This window comes from Caballeronia sp. LZ003 (assembly GCF_031451465.1).
Classification (GTDB): domain Bacteria; phylum Pseudomonadota; class Gammaproteobacteria; order Burkholderiales; family Burkholderiaceae; genus Caballeronia.
On the sequence record NZ_JARUXJ010000001.1, the window covers coordinates 2,383,928 to 2,404,173 of the forward strand.

Sequence of the window (20,246 nt, forward strand, 5' to 3'; positions counted from 1 at the left end):
GCATTCGGCAATGCGGTCGCAAAAGTGAAATGGCGATCAGTTGGTGCCGTCCTTCGGGCACTTCAGATTGCAGCCGTCCGGGTCGCCGAGGTCGCCGCGACGGCGCATGGGCGAGCTGCCCTTTTGATACTTATCGGTTGGCGCGGAAGCCGCAAACTGCATTTGCGGATGCTCGTTGAGGCGGAACTGGTCTTGCAGCACGCCGCCCGGCACGCCAGGCGAATTCTGGGCAAACGCAACGGGAATCAGATAGAACGCACCGGCGACGAGCGCAGCGGTGGTGGAAGCGAGCAACGTAAGTTTCATGGCGGAATTTCGCGCGGGACAGCCGCGTCTGGAACAGGGTTGAGTCGACAGCAAAGCGTTAGGTTAACCCAATTCACCGCCGCCAGCAGTTTCTTCCGAGCCGGCTTCTTCTTACCGTTCGTTTCTCCCGCGCGCGTCGGCGAGTGTCTCAGCCGCGCAAACCTTCTTCGATATCGACGAGCGAGCCGCAACGCGCCGGGTCGTAACCTTCCAGATGCGCCACGCTGTCGTTGAACGCGTCGCTGCGTAGCACGCGCAATACGGTGGCAAGCCGCGCCTCGTTGAGCCGCGAGCGTTCGCATGCGAAGAAGTAGTCCTCGTCGATGATCGGAATGAAGTCGAGCGCGAAGTGCTGCGCGGCGGGCTGCACGCCAAAGCCCAAGTCGGCCATGCCGCTTGCGACGAACGCGGCGATGGCCGAATGCGTGAGTTCGGTGGTCGCGTAACCGTTGATCTGATCGGGATCGACACCGACGCCGCGCAAGGACAAATCGAGCAGCATGCGCGTGCCCGAGCCCGGCTGACGATTCACGAAGCGCACGTCGCTGCGCGCGAGATCGCGCAGTCCCGTCACGCGCTTTGGGTTGCCCTTCGGCACGAAGAGGCCCTGCGTGCGCCGCGTGAGCCGAATGAGTTGATGCTTGCCCGCATCGAGATAAGGACGATAGCTCTCCGCACACGTCGCGCGAAACGGGCCGATCGGCAGATGAAATCCCGCCAGTTCGCACTCGCCGCGAGCCAGCGCACTCACGGCTTCGTAACTTTCGCGGTATTTGATGTCCACCGGCACGCGCTGTTCGCCGAGCGCGTGCACGAGCGTCGCGACCGCGTAGCCGTGCGAAGCATGAATGCGCACTTGTGCAAGACCACTGGCGAGTTTGCGATTGAGTTCATTGGCGACATCGCTTGCGACGGACTGCAACGGCGTTTCGAGCCGGTCGCCGCAAACGCGCTGCGCACGCAACACGGACTCGCCAAGTTCCGACAATACCGACCCGCGTCCGCGCGATTTTCGGATCAGCGCGCCACCCAGCCGCGCCTCGATTTCGCGCAACAAACCCCATGCATGCCGATAGGACAAACCCTTAGCGCTCGCGGCATTCGCGATGCTGCCAGTCTGAGAGACGAGCTTCAAAAGCGGCACAACCGCGCTCAGGCTGGTCTCCCGGCCATCGGCGTCGCGAAGGATGAGTTCGGCGCGGCATTCGACATCGACCATATGCATTGCCCCTTCCTATTGCCAAGATATATCACGACGCCTATTGTTCTTTTACCTGCTCGGTGCTTACGATTATATGATCGAAATATGCACTAATAAAACATATACCGAGCGTTGGAGGAGCCCCATGACACACACGCAGCCGTTGTCCGCCGCTGCCGCTGAAGACCTCGTGCGCCGCCATGCGGTACACGACGCCACCTTGATGACCATCCTGCATGCCATCCAGGACGAAACCGGCTTCGTGCCGGAGGAAATCGTCGCGCCGCTGGCGCGCGTCCTGTCGCTGTCGCGTGCGGAGGTTCACGGCACGATCACGTACTACCATCACTTTCGAAGCGCGCCGCCCGCGCGCGTGACCGTGCAGTTGTGCCGCGCGGAAGCGTGCCGCAGCATGGGCACCGAAGCGCTGAAGGAACACATCGAAGGGCATACCGGATGCCGTTTCGACAGCGGTCATGCCGAAGGCACCGAGCTCGAATCGGTGTATTGCCTCGGCCAATGCGCGCTGTCGCCGTCGATGATGATCAACGGCGAGATTCACGCGCGCGTCACGCCGCAGAAGTTCGACCGCCTATACAAGGCAGCGAGCGAACAAAGCCAGAAGACAGAGGTGACGGCATGACGCGCATCTACGTTCCCTGCGATTCCGCCGCGCTGGCATTGGGCGCGGAAGGTGTTGCGAAGGCCATCGAAAGCGAAGCGGACAAGCGCGGCATCGACGTGCAGATCGTGCGCAACGGTTCGCGCGGCCTCTTCTATCTCGAACCGCTCGTCGAAGTGGAAACGCCGCAAGGGCGCATCGGTTATTCGAATGTCGATGAAGACGATATCGCCGCCCTCTTCGATGCCTCTTTCCACGAAGGCGGCGTCCACGCGAAGAGCGTCGGCCTGGTCGACGACATTCCGTACCTCAAGAAGCAGCAGCGGCTGACGTTCGCGCGCATCGGTATCACGGACCCGCTTTCCGTCGACGATTACACCGCGCTTGGCGGACTCGCGGGCCTGCGCCAAGTGCTCGACATGAACGGCGACTCGGTGTGCGAAGCGCTCGTCGATTCCGGCTTGCGCGGACGCGGCGGCGCGGCATTCCCCGCCGGCATCAAATGGAAGACCGTGCGCGGCGCGTATGCGGACCAGAAGTACATCGTCTGCAATGCGGATGAAGGCGACTCCGGCACCTTCTCCGACCGCCTCGTCATGGAGAGCGATCCGTTCATGCTGATCGAAGGCATGATCATCGCGGGCGTGGCGACGGGCGCGACCAAGGGCTACATCTACGTGCGCAGCGAGTATCCGCATGCCATCGCCACCCTGAATCGGGCGATCGAGCGCGCGCGCGATGCCGGCTGGCTAGGCGCGAGCGTGCTCGGCGCCTCGCATGCGTTCGACCTGTACGTGGCGAAAGGCGCGGGCGCGTATGTCTGCGGCGAGGAAACGGCGTTGCTCGAATCGCTCGAAGGCAAGCGCGGCATCGTGCGCGCGAAGCCGCCGGTGCCCGCGCTCGTCGGTTTATACGGCAGGCCGACTGTCATCAACAATGTCATCACGCTCGCCACCGTGCCGATCATCTTTGCGAAAGGCGCTGCGTTCTATCGCGACTTCGGCATGGGACGCTCGCGCGGCACGCTACCCTTCCAGCTCGCGGGCAACGTCAAGCAAGGCGGACTCGTCGAACTCGCGTTCGGTGTAAGCCTGCGCGAACTGATTCATGAATACGGCGGCGGCACGGCGAGCGGCCGTCCGGCGCGCGCGGTGCAGGTGGGCGGTCCGCTCGGCACGTATCTGCCGGAAAGCCAGTGGGATATTCCGCTCGACTACGAGGAGTACGCAAAGGTCGGCGCAGTGGTCGGCCACGGCGGTCTCGTGATCCACGACGACACCTCGAACCTCGCCGAACTGGCGCAATACGCGATGCACTTCTGCGCGCTCGAATCGTGCGGCAAGTGCACGCCGTGCCGCATCGGCTCGACGCGCGGCGAAGAGGTCATCGGCAAGATTCGCGACGGCGATACGTCGGTGAAACAGATCACGCTGCTGCGCGAACTGTGCGACACCATGGTCGCCGGCTCGCTCTGCGCAATGGGCGGCATGACGCCGTTCCCGGTGCTGTCCGCGCTCGATCACTTTCCCGAAGATTTCGGGCTGCCCCGCACGCCCGCCCGAAAAGCGGCCTAAAGCAAGGGAGACAAGAACATGTCCAACACCATCAACGGCTGCGGCTCGGGCAATTGCGCATGCAAGAGCGCGGCCTCGGTTCAGCGCCGCGACCCGTTCGACGAAACCGATTACGGCACGCCGCTGCGTCACGCGGATATCGACGTGACGCTGGAAATCGATGGCCAGGCGGTCACGGTGCCGGCGGGAACGTCGGTGATGCGCGCGTCCATCGAAGCGGGCATCAACGTGCCCAAGCTCTGCGCCACGGATTCGCTCGAACCGTGGGGTTCGTGCCGCCTGTGTCTCGTCGAGATCGAGGGCAAGCGAGGCTATCCGGCTTCGTGCACGACGCCCGTGGAAGCGGGCATGAAGGTCCGCACGCAGACCGACCGGCTGCAGTCGCTGCGCCGCAACGTGATGGAACTCTACATTTCCGATCACCCGCTCGATTGCCTCACCTGTCCCGCCAACGGCGATTGCGAACTGCAGGACATGGCGGGCGTGGTCGGCTTGCGCGAAGTGCGTTATGGCTACGAAGGCGCGAACCATCTGAAGGACAAGAAGGACGAATCGAATCCGTACTTCACTTACGATCCGTCGAAGTGCATCGTCTGCAATCGCTGCGTGCGCGCGTGCGAGGAAACGCAAGGGACGTTCGCGCTGACCATCGCCGGGCGTGGTTTCGAATCGCGCGTGGCGGCAAGCGAAAACGTGCCGTTCATGGAGTCGGAGTGCGTGTCGTGCGGCGCGTGCGTCGCCGCGTGCCCGACCGCGACCCTGCAGGAAAAGACCGTCATCATGCTCGGTCAGGCGGAGCATTCGGCCATCACGACGTGTGCGTATTGCGGCGTCGGCTGCTCGCTCAAGGCCGAGATGAAAGGCAACACCGTCGTGCGCATGACGCCGAACAAGAACGGCCAGGCCAACGAAGGCCACGCGTGCGTGAAGGGCCGCTTCGCGTGGGGTTACGCCACGCACAAGGATCGCATCAAGAAGCCGATGATCCGCGCGAAGATCACCGACCCGTGGCGCGAAGTGTCGTGGGACGAAGCGATCAACTACGCGGCAAGCGAATTCCGCCGCATTCAGGACAAGTACGGGCGCGATTCCATCGGCGGCATCACCTCGTCGCGCTGTACCAACGAGGAAACCTATCTCGTGCAGAAGCTCGTGCGCGCGGCGTTCGGCAACAACAACGTCGATACCTGCGCGCGCGTCTGCCATTCGCCGACCGGCTACGGCCTCAAGTCCACGCTCGGCGAATCGGCGGGTACGCAGACGTTCGCGTCGGTCGAGAAATCCGATGTCATCATCGTGATCGGCGCGAATCCCACGGACGGCCATCCGGTCTTCGGCTCGCGGCTGAAGCGGCGCGTGCGTGAAGGCGCGCAACTCATCGTGATCGACCCGCGCCGCATCGATATCGTCGATACGCCGCACGTGAAGGCGTCGCATCATCTGCAATTGCGGCCGGGCACCAACGTCGCGATGGTCAACTCGCTCGCGCATACCATCGTGACCGAAGGACTGGTCGATGAACCCTTCGTCGCCGCACGCTGCGAAACGCGCGCGTTCCAGCAATGGCGCGATTTCGTCTCGCTCGAAGAGAACTCGCCCGAAGCGATGGAAGCCGTCACGGGCGTGCCCGCGAAGCTCGTGCGCGAAGCCGCGCGCGCCTACGCGAACTGCGGCAACGGCGCGATCTACTACGGTCTCGGCGTGACCGAACACGCGCAAGGCTCGACCACGGTCATGGGCATCGCCAACCTGGCGATGGTCACGGGCAACGTGGGCCGCGAAGGCGTCGGCGTGAATCCGTTGCGCGGACAGAACAACGTGCAGGGTTCGTGCGACATGGGCTCGTTCCCGCACGAGTTGCCGGGCTATCGGCATATCAGCGATGCCGCGACGCGCGCCCTCTTCGAGGAAGCCTGGGACGTGAAGCTGCAGCCGGAACCGGGTCTGCGCATTCCGAACATGTTCGATGCCGCCGCGCACGGCACCTTCATGGGCCTCTATTGTCAGGGCGAGGATATCGTCCAGTCGGACCCGAACACGCAGCACGTCGCCGACGCGCTCTCGGCGATGGAATGCATCGTCGTGCAGGACATCTTCCTGAACGAAACCGCGAAGTACGCGCACGTTCTGCTGCCAGGCTCGACCTTCCTCGAAAAGGACGGCACCTTCACCAACGCCGAACGCCGCATCTCGCGCGTGCGCAAGGTCATGCCGCCGCTGCCTGGTCTGGGCGACTGGGAAGTGACCATCAAACTCGCGCGCGCACTTGGCTACGAGATGAACTACACGCATCCGTCCGAGATCATGGACGAGATCGCGCGACTCACGCCCACGTTTCACGGCGTGTCCTACGAGAAACTCGACGAGCTCGGCAGCATTCAGTGGCCGTGCAACGAGCGTGCGCCGGAAGGCACGCCGACCATGCATATCGACGAATTCGTGCGCGGCAAGGGACGCTTCGTCATAACCAAGTTCGTGGCGACGCCGGAAAAGGTCACGCGCAGATATCCGTTGCTGCTGACGACCGGGCGCATTCTGTCGCAGTACAACGTCGGCGCGCAGACGCGTCGCACCGAGAACTCGCAGTGGCACGACGAGGACCGTCTGGAGATTCATCCGGTCGATGCGGAAGATCGCGGCATCAAGACGGGCGACTGGGTTGGTATCGAATCGCGTGCGGGACAAACCGTGCTGCGCGCGAAGATCACCGAGCGCATGCAGCCGGGCGTCGTCTACACGACCTTCCACTTCCCGGAATCCGGCGCGAACGTGATCACCACGGACTCGTCGGACTGGGCCACCAACTGTCCTGAATACAAGGTCACGGCGGTGCAGGTCATGCCGGTGGAACAACCGTCGCAATGGCAAAAGGAATATTCGCGCTTCAACACGCAGCAGCTCGAACTGCTCAACATGCGCGATGTCGCGGCGACTACGGGGAAATGACGCATGGACGTGGATAACCTGATCGACATGGCGAACCGCATCGGCGAGTTTTTCGATTCGATGCCGGATCGCCCCGAGGCCGTCGATGGCGTGGCGGATCACATACGCCGCTTCTGGGAACCGCGCATGCGGCTCGCGATTCTTGCCGCACTCGACAATCCGGAGGCGAGCGCGTCGATGCTGCCAATTCTGCGCGAGGCATTGACCGCGCATAAGGACGATCTTCAGCCGAAAGTGCCGGCTTAACCTAAGCGATGGCGTCGTACCGACGCCCTGCCCTCTTTCACGAGCGGCAGGGCGTTTTTCGTTTTACTCGCGATACTCGTGCGCGGGTGGCTCGTTGTTATCCGCGCCCTGTGCGCTGAACCACGTCTCGCAGTGGCGCAGCAACGAGTGGACGTCCGAAGGCGCCCGCCCGCGCGCCGCGATATAACCATCCGGCCGCACGAGATAGAACGCGGGACGCGTGCGCCCGTAATTGTCGGTGAGCGAAGTCGCACCTTCGCCTTGCGTATCGGTGATACGCCATACGCGCACGGCATTCGGCATGAGCGCTTCGATGGAGCGCACGAGGCCGTCGAGATCGGGATCGCGCATCGCGTGCGCCACGGTGATGGTCGCCGGCGCCAGCGCGATGTCGTCCTCGCCCGACGGGTTCAGCAGCAGGAACAGCGAGAAGCAGCCCGGATCGTGCAGGTCGTAGAGACAGCCGACGCCGGGCAAGCGGCCGAGCGGGCCATCGACGACATGCACGCGTGCATCGGGCGCGCGTTCGCCGGCGCGCGGACCGCCATCGAGTAGACGTTCCAGCGTGAGCGGGCTTTTGCGATAGTTGATCGAAAGCTCGCTCACCGTGCGCCGCATCGCATCGCGCAACGGGCCGATGGCGGCGAGCATCGGCATGACGTGATCGCGCATGAGCTTCATCGGGCCGTGTTCCGCGCCCGCCATCTGCAACAGCATGTTCGACTGACGCAGCACGTCGCGCTCGATCGGATGCCGTTCCGCGTGATAGCTGTCGAGCAGGCGTTCGGGTGCACCGCCCGCGAGCATGCGCGCGAGTTTCCAGCCGAGATTGAACGCTTCCTGAATGCCCGTGTTCATGCCTTGCGCGCCTGCGGGGCTATGAACGTGAGCGGCGTCGCCCGCAAGGAAAATGCGCTCCACGCGCAGACGATCCACCATGCGGCTATTGACATGAAAGTACGCCGACCACGTGAGATCCGACAGCGTGACGCGATGATGCACGCGCCGCTCGACGATCGCGCGGCATTCCTCGATGGTGGGCCCTGCCTTCTCCTTGTCGTCGACGGGCGCGGGCAAGTCGGCGATGAGACGCGCGCGGCCATCGCTCATCGGAAAGAGCGCGGCGAGGCCTTCGCCCGACGCAAAGATATGGAGTTCGTCGTCGGGCCAGTCGGAATCGGCCTGCAGGTCGGCGAGCAGGAAGGTCTGGTCGAACGTCTTGCCGTCGAAACCGATTTCCAGCCGATGCCTCACGAAGCTATGCGCGCCATCGGCAGCGATCATGTAGGACGGGCGCAGGATCTCATCGCGGCCATTGGCGTGTCGCAAGGTGGCTTGCACGCCCGCCGCGCCCTGATTGAAATCGACGAGTTCGACGCCGCGCTCGATCGTCACGCCCTGGCTTTCGAGATGCCCGGCAAGCAGGCGTTCGGTTTCGGATTGATCGAGAAACAGCAGATAGGGATAGCGCGTCTGCAGCGGATCGAAGTCGAGCCGCGCGAGGCGCTGACCGTTCGAATAGAGGTTCGCCACCCGCGAGCGGTGCCCGAGTTCGAGAAACGGCTCGACGACGCGATGCTGTTCCAGCAGTTCGAGCGTGCGCGCCTGAATGCCGATGGCGCGTGAATACGGCGAGCGCTCGTGCGCGCGGTCGATGAGCCGCACGGGAATATGCGCGCGCGAAAGGCTCATGGCGGCGGCGAGTCCCGTGGGACCGGCACCGACGATCAGAACGGGCGCGACATCCAGCTTGTCGTTCGGATTCAGCTTTGGCGCAAACATGCGGTCCTCCCTGAAACGTCACGTTGTCGAGTGTACGCCGTGGCCGCGCCTCGGTGGACCTGGGCGCCGACCTCGGCGCACACGCGCGGCCGTGCCTTCAATGCGCGTGCGCGCGTTCCTGCTGCAGTACGCACTCGTGGCAGCTCATGCCGAGTTCCACTTGCAAGGTCGAATGATGCATCGAGTAGTCGCTTCGCAAGGTGGTCACGACGCCCTGCACGAAGGCATCGCCGGGATGGCCTTGCGGCATCACGAGATGCACGGTGAGCGCGTTCTCCGTGGTGGACAGCGCCCACACGTGCAGGTCGTGCACGTTACGCACGCCGGGCAAGCGCGTCAGATAGCCTTCGATACGCGCCAGATCCACGCTCGGCGGCACGGCTGCCATGGCAAGGCGCATCGCGTCGCGCCCGAGGCCCCACGTGCCATAGACGATCACCGCGACCACGACGATGCTCATCACCGGATCGAGCCAGCTCATGCCCGTGAAGAGGATGACGAGGCCGCTCACGGCGACGGCGGCGGAGATCGCGGCATCGGCGGCCATGTGCAGGAAGGCGCCGCGCACGTTGAGGTCCTCCTTGCTGCCGCGCATGAAGAGCCACGCCGAGAAGCCGTTGACGACCATGCCGAGCGTCGCGACGATGAATACGTCGAGTCCCGCGACGGGCGCCGGATTCAACAGACGCTGGACGGCTTCGAGCACGATCGCGCCGCACGCGAAAAGCAGAAGCGCGGCATTGGCAAGCGAGGCAAGTATCGACGAACTTCCGAGGCCGAAGGTATAGCGCGCGCTCGGCCGGCGCGTGCCGAGCCATACCGCGCCCCACGCAAGCAAGAGACCGAGCACGTCGGAGAGATTGTGACCGGCGTCGGCGAGCAGCGCGGTGGAATGCGCGAGAAAGCCGTAGACGGCCTGCACGATCACGATCAGCACGTTCAGGCCGACTGCCAGCGCGAACGTGCGCCCTTGTCCGGCCTGCGGCGCGTGATGGTGATGATGTCCGCCCGCGCCGTGGTCGTGACCTTTGTGGTCGTGACCTTTGTGGTCGTGACCTTTGTGGTCGTGACCGGCGTGGTCGTCGCCGGCATGCTCGTGACCGGCGTGGTCATGTCCCGCGTGAACGTGGTCTTCGTGGTCGTGCTGCGTTTGCTTGTTCATCGTGGTGCCCGTGATTCGTTCGATCAGTCGATATCCGTCGCGTCCTGCGGCTGCGGCTCGGCAATGTGTTCCAGCAATTCGCCGAGCATCCCGCTGATATGGCGATCCGCCGCCACGTAAAAAACCTGCTTGCCCTGCCGCTCGGCCCGCACGATCCGCGCCGCGCGCAGGAGCCGCAAGTGATGGCTCACGAGCGAACCCGACAACCCGAGCCCCTCCGCGATCGCGCCCACCGCGCGCCTTTCAGCGACACACGCGAGCACGATGCGCAAGCGCGTCGGGTCGCCAAGCAAGCGAAACAGGTCGGCAAGCGGTACGACGCGGTCATCCGAAGTGATGCCGCCAGCAGGATTCAGTGGAGTCGAAGCCACGACTTGATCGTCAACATATGAATAGGTGTTCACATGTTAAGGACCATCGACGCGACATGTCAACCGTACAGGCGGAAATCGCTCGGGCCAGTGTGGGAAAATACGTGTGTTTTGCACAAACTTCCCGTCATGGACACCGTATTTGCCCGCGGCTTCGCGGCCCATCGTGACGGCCGCCTGACCGAGGCGGAGCGCGACTATCAGGCCGCGCTCGCCGCCGAACCCCTTCACGTCGACGCGCTCCACTACCTCGGCGTGCTGCGCCATCAACAAGGCCAGCACGAGGAAGCGGCTTCTCTCGTGCGCCGCGCGGTAGACCTGCGTCCGACCGATGCCGGTCTGCAACTCAACCTGGGCAACGCGCTCAAGGCGCTCGGCCGTATCGACGACGCTATCGAGCGTTTTCGTAACGCGCTCACGCTCGAACCGGGCTTTCCACTCGCGCAGTACAACCTCGGCAACGCGTACACGGCGGTCGGCCGCCATGAAGACGCCGCCGATGCCTTCGAGAAAGCGCTGCGTCTGCAGCCACGAGACGCCGCCGCGTGGAACAACTTCGGCAACGCGCTGGCGTCGCTTGATCGTCATGCGGATGCCGCGCGCGCGTTTCGCCGCGCGCTCGATTTACGGCCGCGCCACGCGGGCGCGCACAACAATCTCGGCATGGCGCTCAACGCACTCGGCGACTCGGTCGGCGCGGTCGCGCATTTTCGCGCGGCCATCGACGCGGAGCCGAATTATGTCGCCGCGCATTTCAACCTGGGCAATCTGCTCGACAAGACCGGGCACCCCGAAGAAGCGCTTCCCGCGCTGCACAAGACGCTCAGCTTGCAGCCGCGCTTTGCCCCGGCGCACTTCGGACTTGGCCACGTGCTTGCCAAGCTCAATCGCCACCACGAAGCGGTCGTGAGCTATGAGCGCGCGGTCGGGCTGGACCCGAAGTACGGCGTGGCGTGGCTGTGTCTCGGTAATTCGCAGCTCGCGCTCGCATCGCCCGCCGCGGCGATCCGCGCATTCGATCAGGCGTTGCGGCTCGACCCGCACATGCCCGCCGCGCATCTGAACCGTGGTCTCGCGCTACTCGCGCTCGGCGATTACGAGCGCGGCCTGCCCGCTTACGAATGGCGGCTCAAGACGCCGGGCGCCGACGACGCCCCGCCGCTGCCGCGCTGGAACGGCGAGCCGCTGCCGCAGCAGACCCTGCTCGTGCGCTCCGAACAAGGCTTCGGCGACACCCTGCAATTCGTGCGCCTCGTGGCGTTTGCGGCTAAGCGCGTCGGCAAGCTCGTGCTCGAAGTACAAGCGTCGCTGGTGCCGCTGATCGCGCCGGCGGCACACGCGGCGCGCATCGAGCTCGTCGGCAGGACGGAAGGCGTGCGCATCGTCGCCGATGCATTCTGTCCGCTCCTCAGCCTGCCGCTCGCGCTCGGCATGACGACGCCCGAGGCGATCCCGGCACGCACGCCCTATCTCGTGATTCCGGCCGACTATCGCCGGAAGTGGCGCGGGTCGATCGGCGGGCAGGCGAAGCGCAAGATCGGCATCGCGTGGTCGGGACGGCTGCAGCCGGGCGAAACGCGCTCCATGCCGGTCGAAGCGCTCGCGCCGCTGTTGGCGCTCGAAGGCATCGACTGGGTCGTGCTGCAGCCGTTTCTCACCGAACACGAGCGCGACACATTGCAAAAGCATCCGAACGCAAAGTCGGCGCATCGCTTCGAAGGCAAGCTGAAAAATTTCGCCGATACCGCCGCCATCGTCGACCGACTCGACGCCGTGGTGTCGATCGATACCTCGATCGCGCATCTGGCCGGCGCACTGGGCAAACCGGTCATCGTCATGCTGCCGTTCGCGGCCGACTGGCGCTGGGGTATCAGCGGCGCGACATGCGTGTGGTATCCGCGCGCGCGGCTCGTGCGGCAGCACGTGCCCGGCGACTGGCACGGCGTGGTCGAAAAGGTCGTGGCGGCACTGCGCGAGTGATGCCCGCAGGTTTCGTCGATGCAAAAAAATCCCTCGCCGCGACGAGGGATTTTTATTTCAGCCAGCTACGGACGTCAGGCTGTCTTGTACTGATTGCGCGCTTCCGGCGAGCGATACAGCACGAGTGTGGCGATCAGACCGCAGATGGCCGCGAGACCCATCCACAAGCCCGGCGCGGCCTTGTTGCCGGTCGAGTGAATCAGATAGGTCGAGATGGCAGGCGTAAAGCCGCCGATGGTCGTCGCGAGACTGTAGGCCATCGAGAAGCCGGTGGTGCGCACGTCGACCGGCATGACTTCCGTGAGCGCCACGACCATCGCGCCGTTGTAGCTACCGTAGAGGAACGACAACCACAGTTCGACGATCAGGAGCCGCCCGAACGATGGATCGGCGACGAGCCATTGCACGGCCGGATACGACGTGAGAATGGTCAGAATGGTGAAGAACAGCAACACCGGACGACGCCCGATGCGGTCCGACAACGCGCCCATGACAGGCAGCCAGACGAGGTTGGAGAGCCCGACGCATACGGTGACGACGAGTGCATCGATGGAAGACAGCTTCAGCACTTCCTTGCCGAAGGTCGGCGTGTAGGCGGTGATCATGTAAAACGACACGGTCGTCATGATGACCATGCCCATGCCCGCGAGCACGATCGGCCAGCTTGTTGCGATCGAGCGCGCGATCTCGGCCATGCCTGGACGATGCTTGCGCGCCAGGAACTCGTCCGTCTCACGCAGCGAACGGCGGATGATGAAGAGGAACGGCACGATCAGGCAGCCGATCAAAAACGGCACGCGCCAGCCCCACGCCGTCATTTGGTCGGCGGGCAGCAACTGGTTCATGACCACGCCGATGAGCGCGGCGAACACGACGGCCACTTGCTGGCTGCCCGACTGCCATGAACAATAGAAGCCCTTGTTGCCCTTGGTCGCGATCTCGGACAAATACACCGACACGCCGCCGAGCTCGACGCCCGCCGAGAAGCCCTGCAGAAGCCGCCCGAGAAGCACGATGATCGGTGCGATCGCGCCGATGGTGGCGTAGCCCGGCACGAGCGCGACGCAAGCGGTGCCGATAGCCATCAGCATCAGCGTGAGGATGAGGCCCTTGCGCCGCCCGTGATGGTCGATGTACGCGCCGAGTACGATCGCCCCGACCGGACGCATGAGGAAGCCTGCGCCGAATACGGACAGCGCGAGCATCAGCGAGGCGAACTCGTTGCCGCTCGGGAAGTAGGTTTTGGCGATGGCGGAGGCGTAATAGCCGTAAACCATGAAGTCGTACATTTCAAGGAAGTTGCCGCTGACGACGCGGAAAACCGTCTTGAACTTCGATTCATTGGCGGGTGCAACGTGAGTCGTGGACATGGACTTTCTCGAATCAGGCTGAACGACGCATCGCGGTTCGCGAACCGCTTCTGGCCGGTGGCGAAGGGTTTTCGCTTGATTAGGGTTTACCCGTAATTCTTTTGTAAATTCACGAGTGCCTCAATCTTAACGCCTGCGGACGTTTCTCTGCACGCAACTTCGGTCAACATCACTCAAAAGAAGATTAACAATAGCTTACATATGCCTATCTCCAAGCCTACAAATTCAGCTGTCGTTTTCAGGACCGCAACGCCGGCCGACACTGCTCTGATCGTGTCGATGCACACGCGCAGTTGGGTGGCCACCTATCGCGGCATCGTGCCGGATGTCTATCTCGATCGGGACATTCACGCCGAGCGCGCCGCGCACTGGCAAACCCGTATGCGGGAAATCGAGGCCGGCGCGGGTTGTGTGCTGATCGCCGAACATGCGGGTGAGTCGGTGGGTTTCGTATGTCTCGTCGAACCGGACGACACGGGCAGCGTGCTCGTCGACAATCTGCATGCGCTGCCGGGGCACAAAGGGCTTGGCGCCGGGACCGCGATGCTCGCCGAAGCCGCACGCTGGGCGCGCACACGTGGCGCGCGCGAATTGCATCTTTACGTGCTGGAAGACAACGCGGCGGCTATCGGCTTTTACGAGTCGCGCGGATGGAGGCTCACTTCGCGTCAAGCCGACAACATGGCGGGCCTCGACCTGTTCTCGTTGCGCTACACGCTCTCTCTGGATTAAATGCGGCTCGCAAGCAATGCTTCCGACATAGAAGCGGCCTTCTGTCAATAAGCATTCCTTTTAAGATCGAATCATTAGGATAAGTCTGGTCGTTTAGTTCAGTGCTGTTTCGTATGATCGCGAGTCAATCTAGCTGACCTCGGGCCGATGCCCGCACGTCCCAATCGTGCGCGCATCGGCGCATCCACCTGGAACACTCATGAACGAGCCTCTGATCGTCGTGGAAGGCAATTTACGCCTGCCAACGGTACGCCCGCTCGCTGATCCATCGCTGAAATTCGGCCGCGAGTGGTCGCCCGCGCGCGCTCGGCCGAGTACGTCGCGCTCCGAGATTCCGCTCTACGGCGCACGGTTCAATACCAAGTACTCGCGCATGTCCGACTCGTCGGACTCGTTGCATGCGCGTTCTCCGTATCAAGCGACGAGTATCTGGGGAAAGCTCGCCAAGGGCGCCACGCGTCCTTCTACGTCGCGTATGAAAGAGCCTGCCGCACCGGTCGATGCGGCTGCGGAAAGAAAGCCCATGCGTATCGATCTGCGCACTCCGTCGCCGTTACGCAAGCGGCCTTACCGCATCGGCAGCTTTGAAAAATCCGCTATTGCCATCGCGGTTTCGGCGTTGTTCGTCTGGGTGCTGTTCGCGCATGAACAGTGGCTGGAACGAAGCGGGTCGAAGCCCGCGGTTGATGACGCAGAACAGATGCAGATTGGACAAGCGGTGTCGCGCGACAGACCGGCGGATGCGACGCGCGGGCCCACGGTAAGTCAACCGGCGGACCCGCGCCCGGTCGACCCAACGCAGCCTGTCGCGGCGCGCGTTCTCATGGCAAGTCGGCCCGCGCATGCGCGTGAGACAGAACCAGCGCCAGTTTCCGTACATGCCGAAGCGTCCCACACACGAACTCCTCGATACGTGAACGCGGGCGCACATCGCGCGAAGCGGGCAGCCACGAAACCGGTTGTTCGATACGCGGCATCGACACATCGCGGCGCGAGCACGAAGCCCACGCAACTCACTGCGGCGCCGCGCGCCACTGAGCCGCTGAACGTCGCCGCCCTCTACTCCATGCTCCAGCATTCGCCCACGCTCGACAGCAATGTCGCTTCACGTCCCGACAATGCATCGGCCAATCAGGCCCGGTGATGAATCGCTTAACTTTATCGGCATGAAGCCAACATGATGCACTTACGTTTCATTCGTCACGCAGTACTTGTCCTCGCTTTGTTCCTCTCCGGATTGCTTGCTTTTTTCGCCGATGCATCGGCTGCCACGAGCCCGGCTCCGGCTCCAAAAGCCGATCGAACAAACAGCGCACCGGCGCTATCGCCTGAAGACCTCTCCGATCTTCAGAGCGATGGCGCGTCGCCCTCCGCGAGCAACCTCGCCGAACTGCAGGACATGGTGCAGGCGGGCCGACTGACCGAACTGCGCGTCACGCGCAATGGCAGCTACGGCGCGAGGCTCTATTTTCTGCCGCAAGAGATGCTCTATTACGTGGCGTTGTCGCAGGACTCGCATTCGTGGCGCGTCGTGAAGACGCAGGAGGAGAATCGCGCCGAATCGGTCTACGCGCAGTTCGCGCGCAAGACACATGATCTTGCCGATGGCGAGATTCGCCGTCTGCAGTTGCAGGCGCAAAAAGCGCTGCTCGACCGCGTGATCGCCGTGTCGGCGAATCGCGCGAACCGGTTATCCGCCGATCTCGCGCTCGCGCAGCAGCAGGACACGCAGGTGTCGGAACGTCAGCAGCAATTGCAGGCGGAATCGGCTGCGCTGCAGAGCGACAAGCTCGAATCGGAACGCAAGCTGCGCGCATTGCAGATGCAGGTCGATCAGTTGCAGCGTGCGAGCGAAGCCGGGCTGGCTCCGGTGGGTTCGGCGCGGTGACTTTCTGATTCGGTGAGTTTGCGCGCGTGAGCGGATTTCACGGTCGCGGTACATCATCCCGACGTGCATTCTCGGCGTCACTTAGAACCAAAGTCGGTCGTCGACGACTATCACCCAAATCCGCGCTTCAACCCCAATCATGCAAAACAAAAAGGCCCGCTCATTACGAAGCGGGCCTCGATGCCAACGCACGTCCAAACCAACGCCCTAGAACCGCGTCTCCCGCGCCACACGCAAAAACGTATCGAGCAGCGGCGTGCAATCGAGCAATTCCGATCCGCCCGCGCGATGAAACTCCGGGTGCCACTGCACGCCCACCACGAACGGCGCCTTGCGATACCGCACCGCTTCGATAATCCCATCCTGCGCCGAGACCGCCTCGACGTTGAGATCCCGCCCAAGGGACTTCACCGCTTGATGGTGAATCGAGTTGACGATTGCATCGCGCTGATTCGGAAACATGTTGGCGAGCGTCGAGCCATCGGGAAAGCGCAGCGAGTGCCGATGCTGATCGTAGTGCTCGTTCACGTGGATGCCCGCAGTCGGCACTTCGGTGGCGATATCGCCGTAGAGCGTGCCGCCGAATGCCACGTTGATGAGCTGACAGCCGCGACACACGCCGAGCACCGGCTTGCCTGACTCGATGAATTCGTGCAGCAGTTCCAGCTCATACATGTCGCGCACGCGATCGCCCGGCCACTCGGGGCGCGTCACGACCTCCTCGTAAGATTGCGGCGACACGTCCGCGCCACCCTGAAGCAGCAGCCCGTCGAGATTCTTCGCATAGTCGCGCAGGCGGATATTGCTCGGGTGCAGCATGCCTTGCGTGCCGACCGTCGGAATCATGAACACGAGCACATCGCGCGACATGACCCAATGCGCGATGGATTCCTCCAGATATTGCAGCGTCTTGCCACGCAAACCCTTCGCGCCCGGCTCCGGATGAAAGATGCGCGCCGACACGCCGATCCTCAACGTGCGTTGCGTGATGCGCTGCCCTGCCCGGTCGAAAATTTGTCGCGCACGCGCGGCGATCACGCGCCCGAACACGGACCACGCCGAATCCGATTGCTTGAGATACGCAGGCGGCGCTTGCGTCGCGCCCGCTGTCTGCTGAGCGGGCGGCGGCAAGGGCGGCGGATTGAGCGTGCCGAAATCCGGCGCGGCGGTGAACTCGGGCGGCAGAACGCTGGCCTTCACCGGTTGAGGTTCGGGTTCGGCTTCCGTGCCCGCGATGATGCTTTCGATATCGCTGCCCGCTTGCGCCTCGGTCGCGGCTTCGAGACTCTCGGCCAAGTTCGCTTTTGCATCGAGAGGCTTCGCGCGCACGACTGGTTCCGGCGCGACCTTGGCGTTTGCTTCGAGTGCCTCGGCCCGTCGCGCCGCTGCCTTATCGACGGGCTCAACGGTCGATGCGCTTGAAGGCGCATCCGTCGATGCCCGCTCGGTCGCGCTCGGGTCCGAACCCGGCGTGGTTGACGTTTGAGGTGCCTGAGGTGCTTGCGGTGCGCCATCTCGCGCCACGCCCGCCGCCGATGCATCCGCCCCACTTCGGCGGGCGTCGGGCGCCGCGCCGTTTGCGATGGAGCCTGAGTCGTTCGAGGTTTTGTTTTCGCTCATTCCGTTGTCCGGCGCGCGAACGCCAGGGAAAGAATCAACACGTTTCGATTATCCGCCTCTCGAACAGACGGGGCAAACCAGCACACATTTGCTCACATTATCGCGGCAATCGTAATGAATGGATGATTCCTTCAGTGATCGCGCGGCTCCTCGAAGGTTTCGCGCAACGCGATCTGCATGGTCGCGTGAATCTTCACGCACCAGCGCCAGAGTACCGTCAAGAGCAACGCCGCGCAGACGAGCACGGCCACCATCAATCCGAAAGGCGGCAAGATGCCGCCCGAAAGCGCGGCCACGAGCAGAAAGACGCCGAACATGGCGACGATGGGAATCAGCCCCGAGATGGCCGAACGGATCGCGCTCGTGAAGCGTCCGGCCTTCGCGGGTTGCACGCTGACTTCGGCGAGCAGAAGCGCAAGCGAATCCAGCTTGCGATACACCGCCACCAGAAACGGCAGTGCGATCAACAAGGCCGCGCTCCACAACACGACGCGCTGCGCATTGTCCGATTCGAGCCAGCGCGCGAGGTAACCGGAAGCGAACGGCGCCGAATACGACGCGCCCAGAAAAATCGCAGCCACGAGCGCCAGGTTCACCGCGATCTGCAGAACGATGCGCCGGGTCATCGAAAAGAGCGTCGGGCCGCCGGTCGCGGGCGTGAGACTCGCGAGCCACTGCGAGTAGAGGCCGAAGGTGTTGGCGAGCGGCGCGGGCATCGCGCGGGCAAGACGCATGGTGATGGGATCGGCGGCGCGAATCAGATACGGCGTGAAGAGCGTGGTGAGCGCGGAGACGGCGACCGCGATCGGATAGAGAAACGCGCTCGTCACCTTGAGCGACAACCCGAGCGACGCGATGATGAACGAGAACTCGCCGATCTGCGCGACGCTCATGCCGACGCGCATCGCCGTGCGCCCGTCCTTACCGGCGAGAAAAGTGCCGAGCCCGCACGATACGATCTTGCCGAACACGACCGCCACGGTGATGACCGCGATCGGCCACGCGTAATCGACGAGCACGGACGGATTCAGCAGCAAGCCGATGGTCACGAAGAAGATGGCCGAAAACATGTCGCGTACCGGCGCGATGAGATGCTCGATGCGCGCGAGATTCTTCGACTCCGCCATGATCGCGCCGATCAGAAAGGCGCCGAGCGCGATGCTGTAATCGAGCTTCACGACCAGCAGACAAAAGCCGAAGCAGAAGCCGAGCACGGTGACGAGCAGCATCTCGTCGCTTTTCGCGCGCGCCACGTAATCCAGCGCGCGCGGCACGATGAGAATGCCGACCACGAGCGACACGGTCATGAAAAGCAGCAACTTGCCGAGCGTGATGGCCGCGACGCCCGCTGTGACGGAACCTGTCTGCGCGATGCCGGAAAGCAGCACGAGCATTGCGATGGCGAGAATGTCCTCGACAATCAAGATGCCGAACACGAGTTGCGCGAACGGCTCGCCTTTCATCTTGAGTTCGGACAGCGCTTTCACGATGATCGTCGTCGACGAAATCGCCAGCACCGCGCCGAGAAAGAGCGAATCCATCGAATTCCAGCCGAACCAGCGGCCTATCTCGTATCCGATCCAGATCATCAGCACGATCTCGGACAGCGCCGCGACGAACGCCGTCGCACCCACCTTGAAGAGTTTGCGCAGACTGAATTCGAGGCCGAGCGAGAACATCAGGAAGACCACGCCTAGTTCGCCGAGCGTCTGGATGGTGGCTTCGTCGTGAATCAGCTGAAACGGCGGCGTGTATGGCCCGATGATGACGCCCGCAACGATATAACCGAGCACGACCGGCTGACGCATGCGATGAAACAACACCGTCACGACGCCCGCGATGGCCATGATTACCGCGAGATCCTGAATAAAGCCGATCGCGTGATGCATCCAAAAAATCCTTACAAATTGGTAAACGGAATTCGATGTTACCGCACGGCAGCGAAATCGCGCCGAGTTCGGCACTGAGTCAAACGGATTGGAGATCAAGCAGGAGTCAAGCGGACGAGCGACGCGCATCGTGCTGGTGCATGCGATGCGGAAGAAGACGAGCCCGCGTGAGAAAAGCGGGCTCGATGGAACAGGGAAAACCTCGAAGCGCTCAGACCGCCGCTTCGTTTTCCTCGCCGGTACGAATGCGAATGACGCGCTCGACTTCGGCCACGAAGATTTTTCCGTCGCCGATCTTGCCGGTGCGCGCCGCACCGATGATCGCGTCGATGACCTGATCGGTTTGATCGTTGGCGACGACTACTTCGATCTTCACCTTCGGCAGAAAATCGACGACATACTCTGCACCACGATAGAGCTCGGTATGTCCTTTCTGACGGCCGAAGCCTTTGACTTCAGTAACCGTCAGCCCGGTCAGGCCTACTTCGGCGAGCGCCTCACGGACTTCATCGAGCTTGAACGGTTTGATGATGGCGGTGATACGTTTCATGGCGTGC

General features: G+C 63.2%; 17 protein-coding genes. 8 read left to right on the top strand and 9 right to left on the bottom strand.

What is annotated here, in order from left to right; all coding sequences use genetic code 11:
- Positions 1-36: 36 nt before the first annotated feature.
- Positions 37-306: a hypothetical protein gene (locus QCE79_RS10750; RefSeq protein ID WP_244825932.1), complete on the bottom strand. Its 270-nt coding sequence runs from the start codon at positions 304-306 to the stop codon at positions 37-39.
- Positions 307-454: 148 nt separating this feature from the next.
- The gene (locus QCE79_RS10755) at positions 455-1,525 is read right to left on the bottom strand and encodes a substrate-binding domain-containing protein (RefSeq protein WP_309845287.1); all 1,071 of its coding nucleotides are present in this window, start codon (positions 1,523-1,525) and stop codon (positions 455-457) included.
- Between the two features lie 127 nt (positions 1,526-1,652).
- On the opposite strand from QCE79_RS10755, the gene QCE79_RS10760 reads away from it, so the two are divergent.
- From QCE79_RS10760 to QCE79_RS10775, 4 genes are read left to right on the top strand one after another with little or no spacing between them, the layout of a single operon-like run.
- Positions 1,653-2,150, top strand: a complete 498-nt coding sequence (locus QCE79_RS10760) for an NAD(P)H-dependent oxidoreductase subunit E (RefSeq protein WP_309844048.1) — start codon at positions 1,653-1,655, stop codon at positions 2,148-2,150.
- The gene (locus QCE79_RS10765; protein WP_309844050.1) at positions 2,147-3,703 is read left to right on the top strand and encodes an NADH-ubiquinone oxidoreductase-F iron-sulfur binding region domain-containing protein; all 1,557 of its coding nucleotides are present in this window, start codon (positions 2,147-2,149) and stop codon (positions 3,701-3,703) included. Before QCE79_RS10760 ends, QCE79_RS10765 begins: the two co-directional genes overlap by 4 nt.
- A gap of 18 nt (positions 3,704-3,721) precedes the next feature.
- The gene (fdhF, locus tag QCE79_RS10770; protein ID WP_309844053.1) at positions 3,722-6,649 is read left to right on the top strand and encodes a formate dehydrogenase subunit alpha; all 2,928 of its coding nucleotides are present in this window, start codon (positions 3,722-3,724) and stop codon (positions 6,647-6,649) included.
- Between the two features lie 3 nt (positions 6,650-6,652).
- The gene (locus QCE79_RS10775; RefSeq protein WP_250526121.1) at positions 6,653-6,895 is read left to right on the top strand and encodes a formate dehydrogenase subunit delta; all 243 of its coding nucleotides are present in this window, start codon (positions 6,653-6,655) and stop codon (positions 6,893-6,895) included.
- A gap of 63 nt (positions 6,896-6,958) precedes the next feature.
- On the opposite strand, the gene QCE79_RS10780 is transcribed toward QCE79_RS10775, so the two are convergent.
- The 3 genes from QCE79_RS10780 to QCE79_RS10790 form a co-directional block, all read right to left on the bottom strand.
- On the bottom strand, positions 6,959-8,677 hold the full coding sequence (locus QCE79_RS10780) for an FAD-dependent monooxygenase (RefSeq protein ID WP_309844056.1): 1,719 nt from the start codon (positions 8,675-8,677) through the stop codon (positions 6,959-6,961).
- 97 nt (positions 8,678-8,774) lie between these two features.
- Positions 8,775-9,839 carry a cation diffusion facilitator family transporter gene (locus QCE79_RS10785; protein WP_309844058.1) on the bottom strand — a complete coding sequence of 355 codons (1,065 nt, stop codon included), beginning with the start codon at positions 9,837-9,839 and terminating at the stop codon, positions 8,775-8,777.
- Positions 9,840-9,862: 23 nt separating this feature from the next.
- Complete coding sequence (locus QCE79_RS10790; RefSeq protein ID WP_244825944.1) at positions 9,863-10,210, bottom strand: helix-turn-helix transcriptional regulator; 348 nt, start codon at positions 10,208-10,210, stop codon at positions 9,863-9,865.
- A 129-nt stretch (positions 10,211-10,339) separates the two neighbouring features.
- Here QCE79_RS10790 and QCE79_RS10795 point away from each other — a divergent pair, with 129 nt between their 5' ends.
- Positions 10,340-12,190 carry a tetratricopeptide repeat protein gene (locus tag QCE79_RS10795; protein ID WP_309844060.1) on the top strand — a complete coding sequence of 617 codons (1,851 nt, stop codon included), beginning with the start codon at positions 10,340-10,342 and terminating at the stop codon, positions 12,188-12,190.
- Between the two features lie 74 nt (positions 12,191-12,264).
- On the opposite strand, the gene QCE79_RS10800 is transcribed toward QCE79_RS10795, so the two are convergent.
- Entirely contained in the window at positions 12,265-13,560 is a 1,296-nt protein-coding gene (locus QCE79_RS10800; protein ID WP_244825947.1) for an MFS transporter, read from the bottom strand.
- Positions 13,561-13,761: 201 nt separating this feature from the next.
- On the opposite strand from QCE79_RS10800, the gene QCE79_RS10805 reads away from it, so the two are divergent.
- The 3 genes from QCE79_RS10805 (at position 13,762) to QCE79_RS10815 (ending at position 16,180) form a co-directional block, all read left to right on the top strand.
- Positions 13,762-14,292, top strand: coding sequence for a GNAT family N-acetyltransferase (locus QCE79_RS10805; protein ID WP_309844063.1), 531 nt, complete (start codon positions 13,762-13,764; stop codon positions 14,290-14,292).
- A 199-nt stretch (positions 14,293-14,491) separates the two neighbouring features.
- Positions 14,492-15,436, top strand: a complete 945-nt coding sequence (locus tag QCE79_RS10810; protein WP_309844065.1) for a hypothetical protein — start codon at positions 14,492-14,494, stop codon at positions 15,434-15,436.
- Positions 15,437-15,469: 33 nt separating this feature from the next.
- A complete protein-coding gene (locus tag QCE79_RS10815; RefSeq protein ID WP_244825951.1) occupies positions 15,470-16,180 on the top strand; it encodes a DUF2968 domain-containing protein in 711 nt (236 codons plus the stop codon).
- A 207-nt stretch (positions 16,181-16,387) separates the two neighbouring features.
- Here the strand turns inward: QCE79_RS10815 and QCE79_RS10820 are convergent, their stop codons facing one another.
- From QCE79_RS10820 to glnK, 3 genes are all read right to left on the bottom strand, one after another.
- Complete coding sequence (locus QCE79_RS10820; protein ID WP_309844068.1) at positions 16,388-17,800, bottom strand: gamma-glutamyl-gamma-aminobutyrate hydrolase family protein; 1,413 nt, start codon at positions 17,798-17,800, stop codon at positions 16,388-16,390.
- A 131-nt stretch (positions 17,801-17,931) separates the two neighbouring features.
- A complete protein-coding gene (locus tag QCE79_RS10825) occupies positions 17,932-19,689 on the bottom strand; it encodes a cation:proton antiporter (protein ID WP_250465342.1) in 1,758 nt (585 codons plus the stop codon).
- Between the two features lie 211 nt (positions 19,690-19,900).
- Positions 19,901-20,239: a P-II family nitrogen regulator gene (glnK, locus tag QCE79_RS10830; protein ID WP_086969848.1), complete on the bottom strand. Its 339-nt coding sequence runs from the start codon at positions 20,237-20,239 to the stop codon at positions 19,901-19,903.
- Positions 20,240-20,246 lie beyond the last annotated feature (7 nt).

What these genes read in the sequence shown, in the direction of transcription:
- QCE79_RS10750 (WP_244825932.1), bottom strand. Translation starts at nt 306, where the DNA reads ATGAAACTTACGTTGCTCGCTTCCACCACCGCTGCGCTCGTCGCCGGT.
- QCE79_RS10755 (WP_309845287.1), bottom strand. Translation starts at nt 1,525, where the DNA reads ATGGTCGATGTCGAATGCCGCGCCGAACTCATCCTTCGCGACGCCGAT.
- QCE79_RS10760 (WP_309844048.1), top strand. Translation starts at nt 1,653, where the DNA reads ATGACACACACGCAGCCGTTGTCCGCCGCTGCCGCTGAAGACCTCGTG.
- QCE79_RS10765 (WP_309844050.1), top strand. Translation starts at nt 2,147, where the DNA reads ATGACGCGCATCTACGTTCCCTGCGATTCCGCCGCGCTGGCATTGGGC.
- fdhF (WP_309844053.1), top strand. Translation starts at nt 3,722, where the DNA reads ATGTCCAACACCATCAACGGCTGCGGCTCGGGCAATTGCGCATGCAAG.
- QCE79_RS10775 (WP_250526121.1), top strand. Translation starts at nt 6,653, where the DNA reads ATGGACGTGGATAACCTGATCGACATGGCGAACCGCATCGGCGAGTTT.
- QCE79_RS10780 (WP_309844056.1), bottom strand. Translation starts at nt 8,677, where the DNA reads ATGTTTGCGCCAAAGCTGAATCCGAACGACAAGCTGGATGTCGCGCCC.
- QCE79_RS10785 (WP_309844058.1), bottom strand. Translation starts at nt 9,839, where the DNA reads ATGAACAAGCAAACGCAGCACGACCACGAAGACCACGTTCACGCGGGA.
- QCE79_RS10795 (WP_309844060.1), top strand. Translation starts at nt 10,340, where the DNA reads ATGGACACCGTATTTGCCCGCGGCTTCGCGGCCCATCGTGACGGCCGC.
- QCE79_RS10800 (WP_244825947.1), bottom strand. Translation starts at nt 13,560, where the DNA reads ATGTCCACGACTCACGTTGCACCCGCCAATGAATCGAAGTTCAAGACG.
- QCE79_RS10805 (WP_309844063.1), top strand. Translation starts at nt 13,762, where the DNA reads ATGCCTATCTCCAAGCCTACAAATTCAGCTGTCGTTTTCAGGACCGCA.
- QCE79_RS10810 (WP_309844065.1), top strand. Translation starts at nt 14,492, where the DNA reads ATGAACGAGCCTCTGATCGTCGTGGAAGGCAATTTACGCCTGCCAACG.
- QCE79_RS10815 (WP_244825951.1), top strand. Translation starts at nt 15,470, where the DNA reads ATGATGCACTTACGTTTCATTCGTCACGCAGTACTTGTCCTCGCTTTG.
- QCE79_RS10820 (WP_309844068.1), bottom strand. Translation starts at nt 17,800, where the DNA reads ATGAGCGAAAACAAAACCTCGAACGACTCAGGCTCCATCGCAAACGGC.
- QCE79_RS10825 (WP_250465342.1), bottom strand. Translation starts at nt 19,689, where the DNA reads ATGCATCACGCGATCGGCTTTATTCAGGATCTCGCGGTAATCATGGCC.
- glnK (WP_086969848.1), bottom strand. Translation starts at nt 20,239, where the DNA reads ATGAAACGTATCACCGCCATCATCAAACCGTTCAAGCTCGATGAAGTC.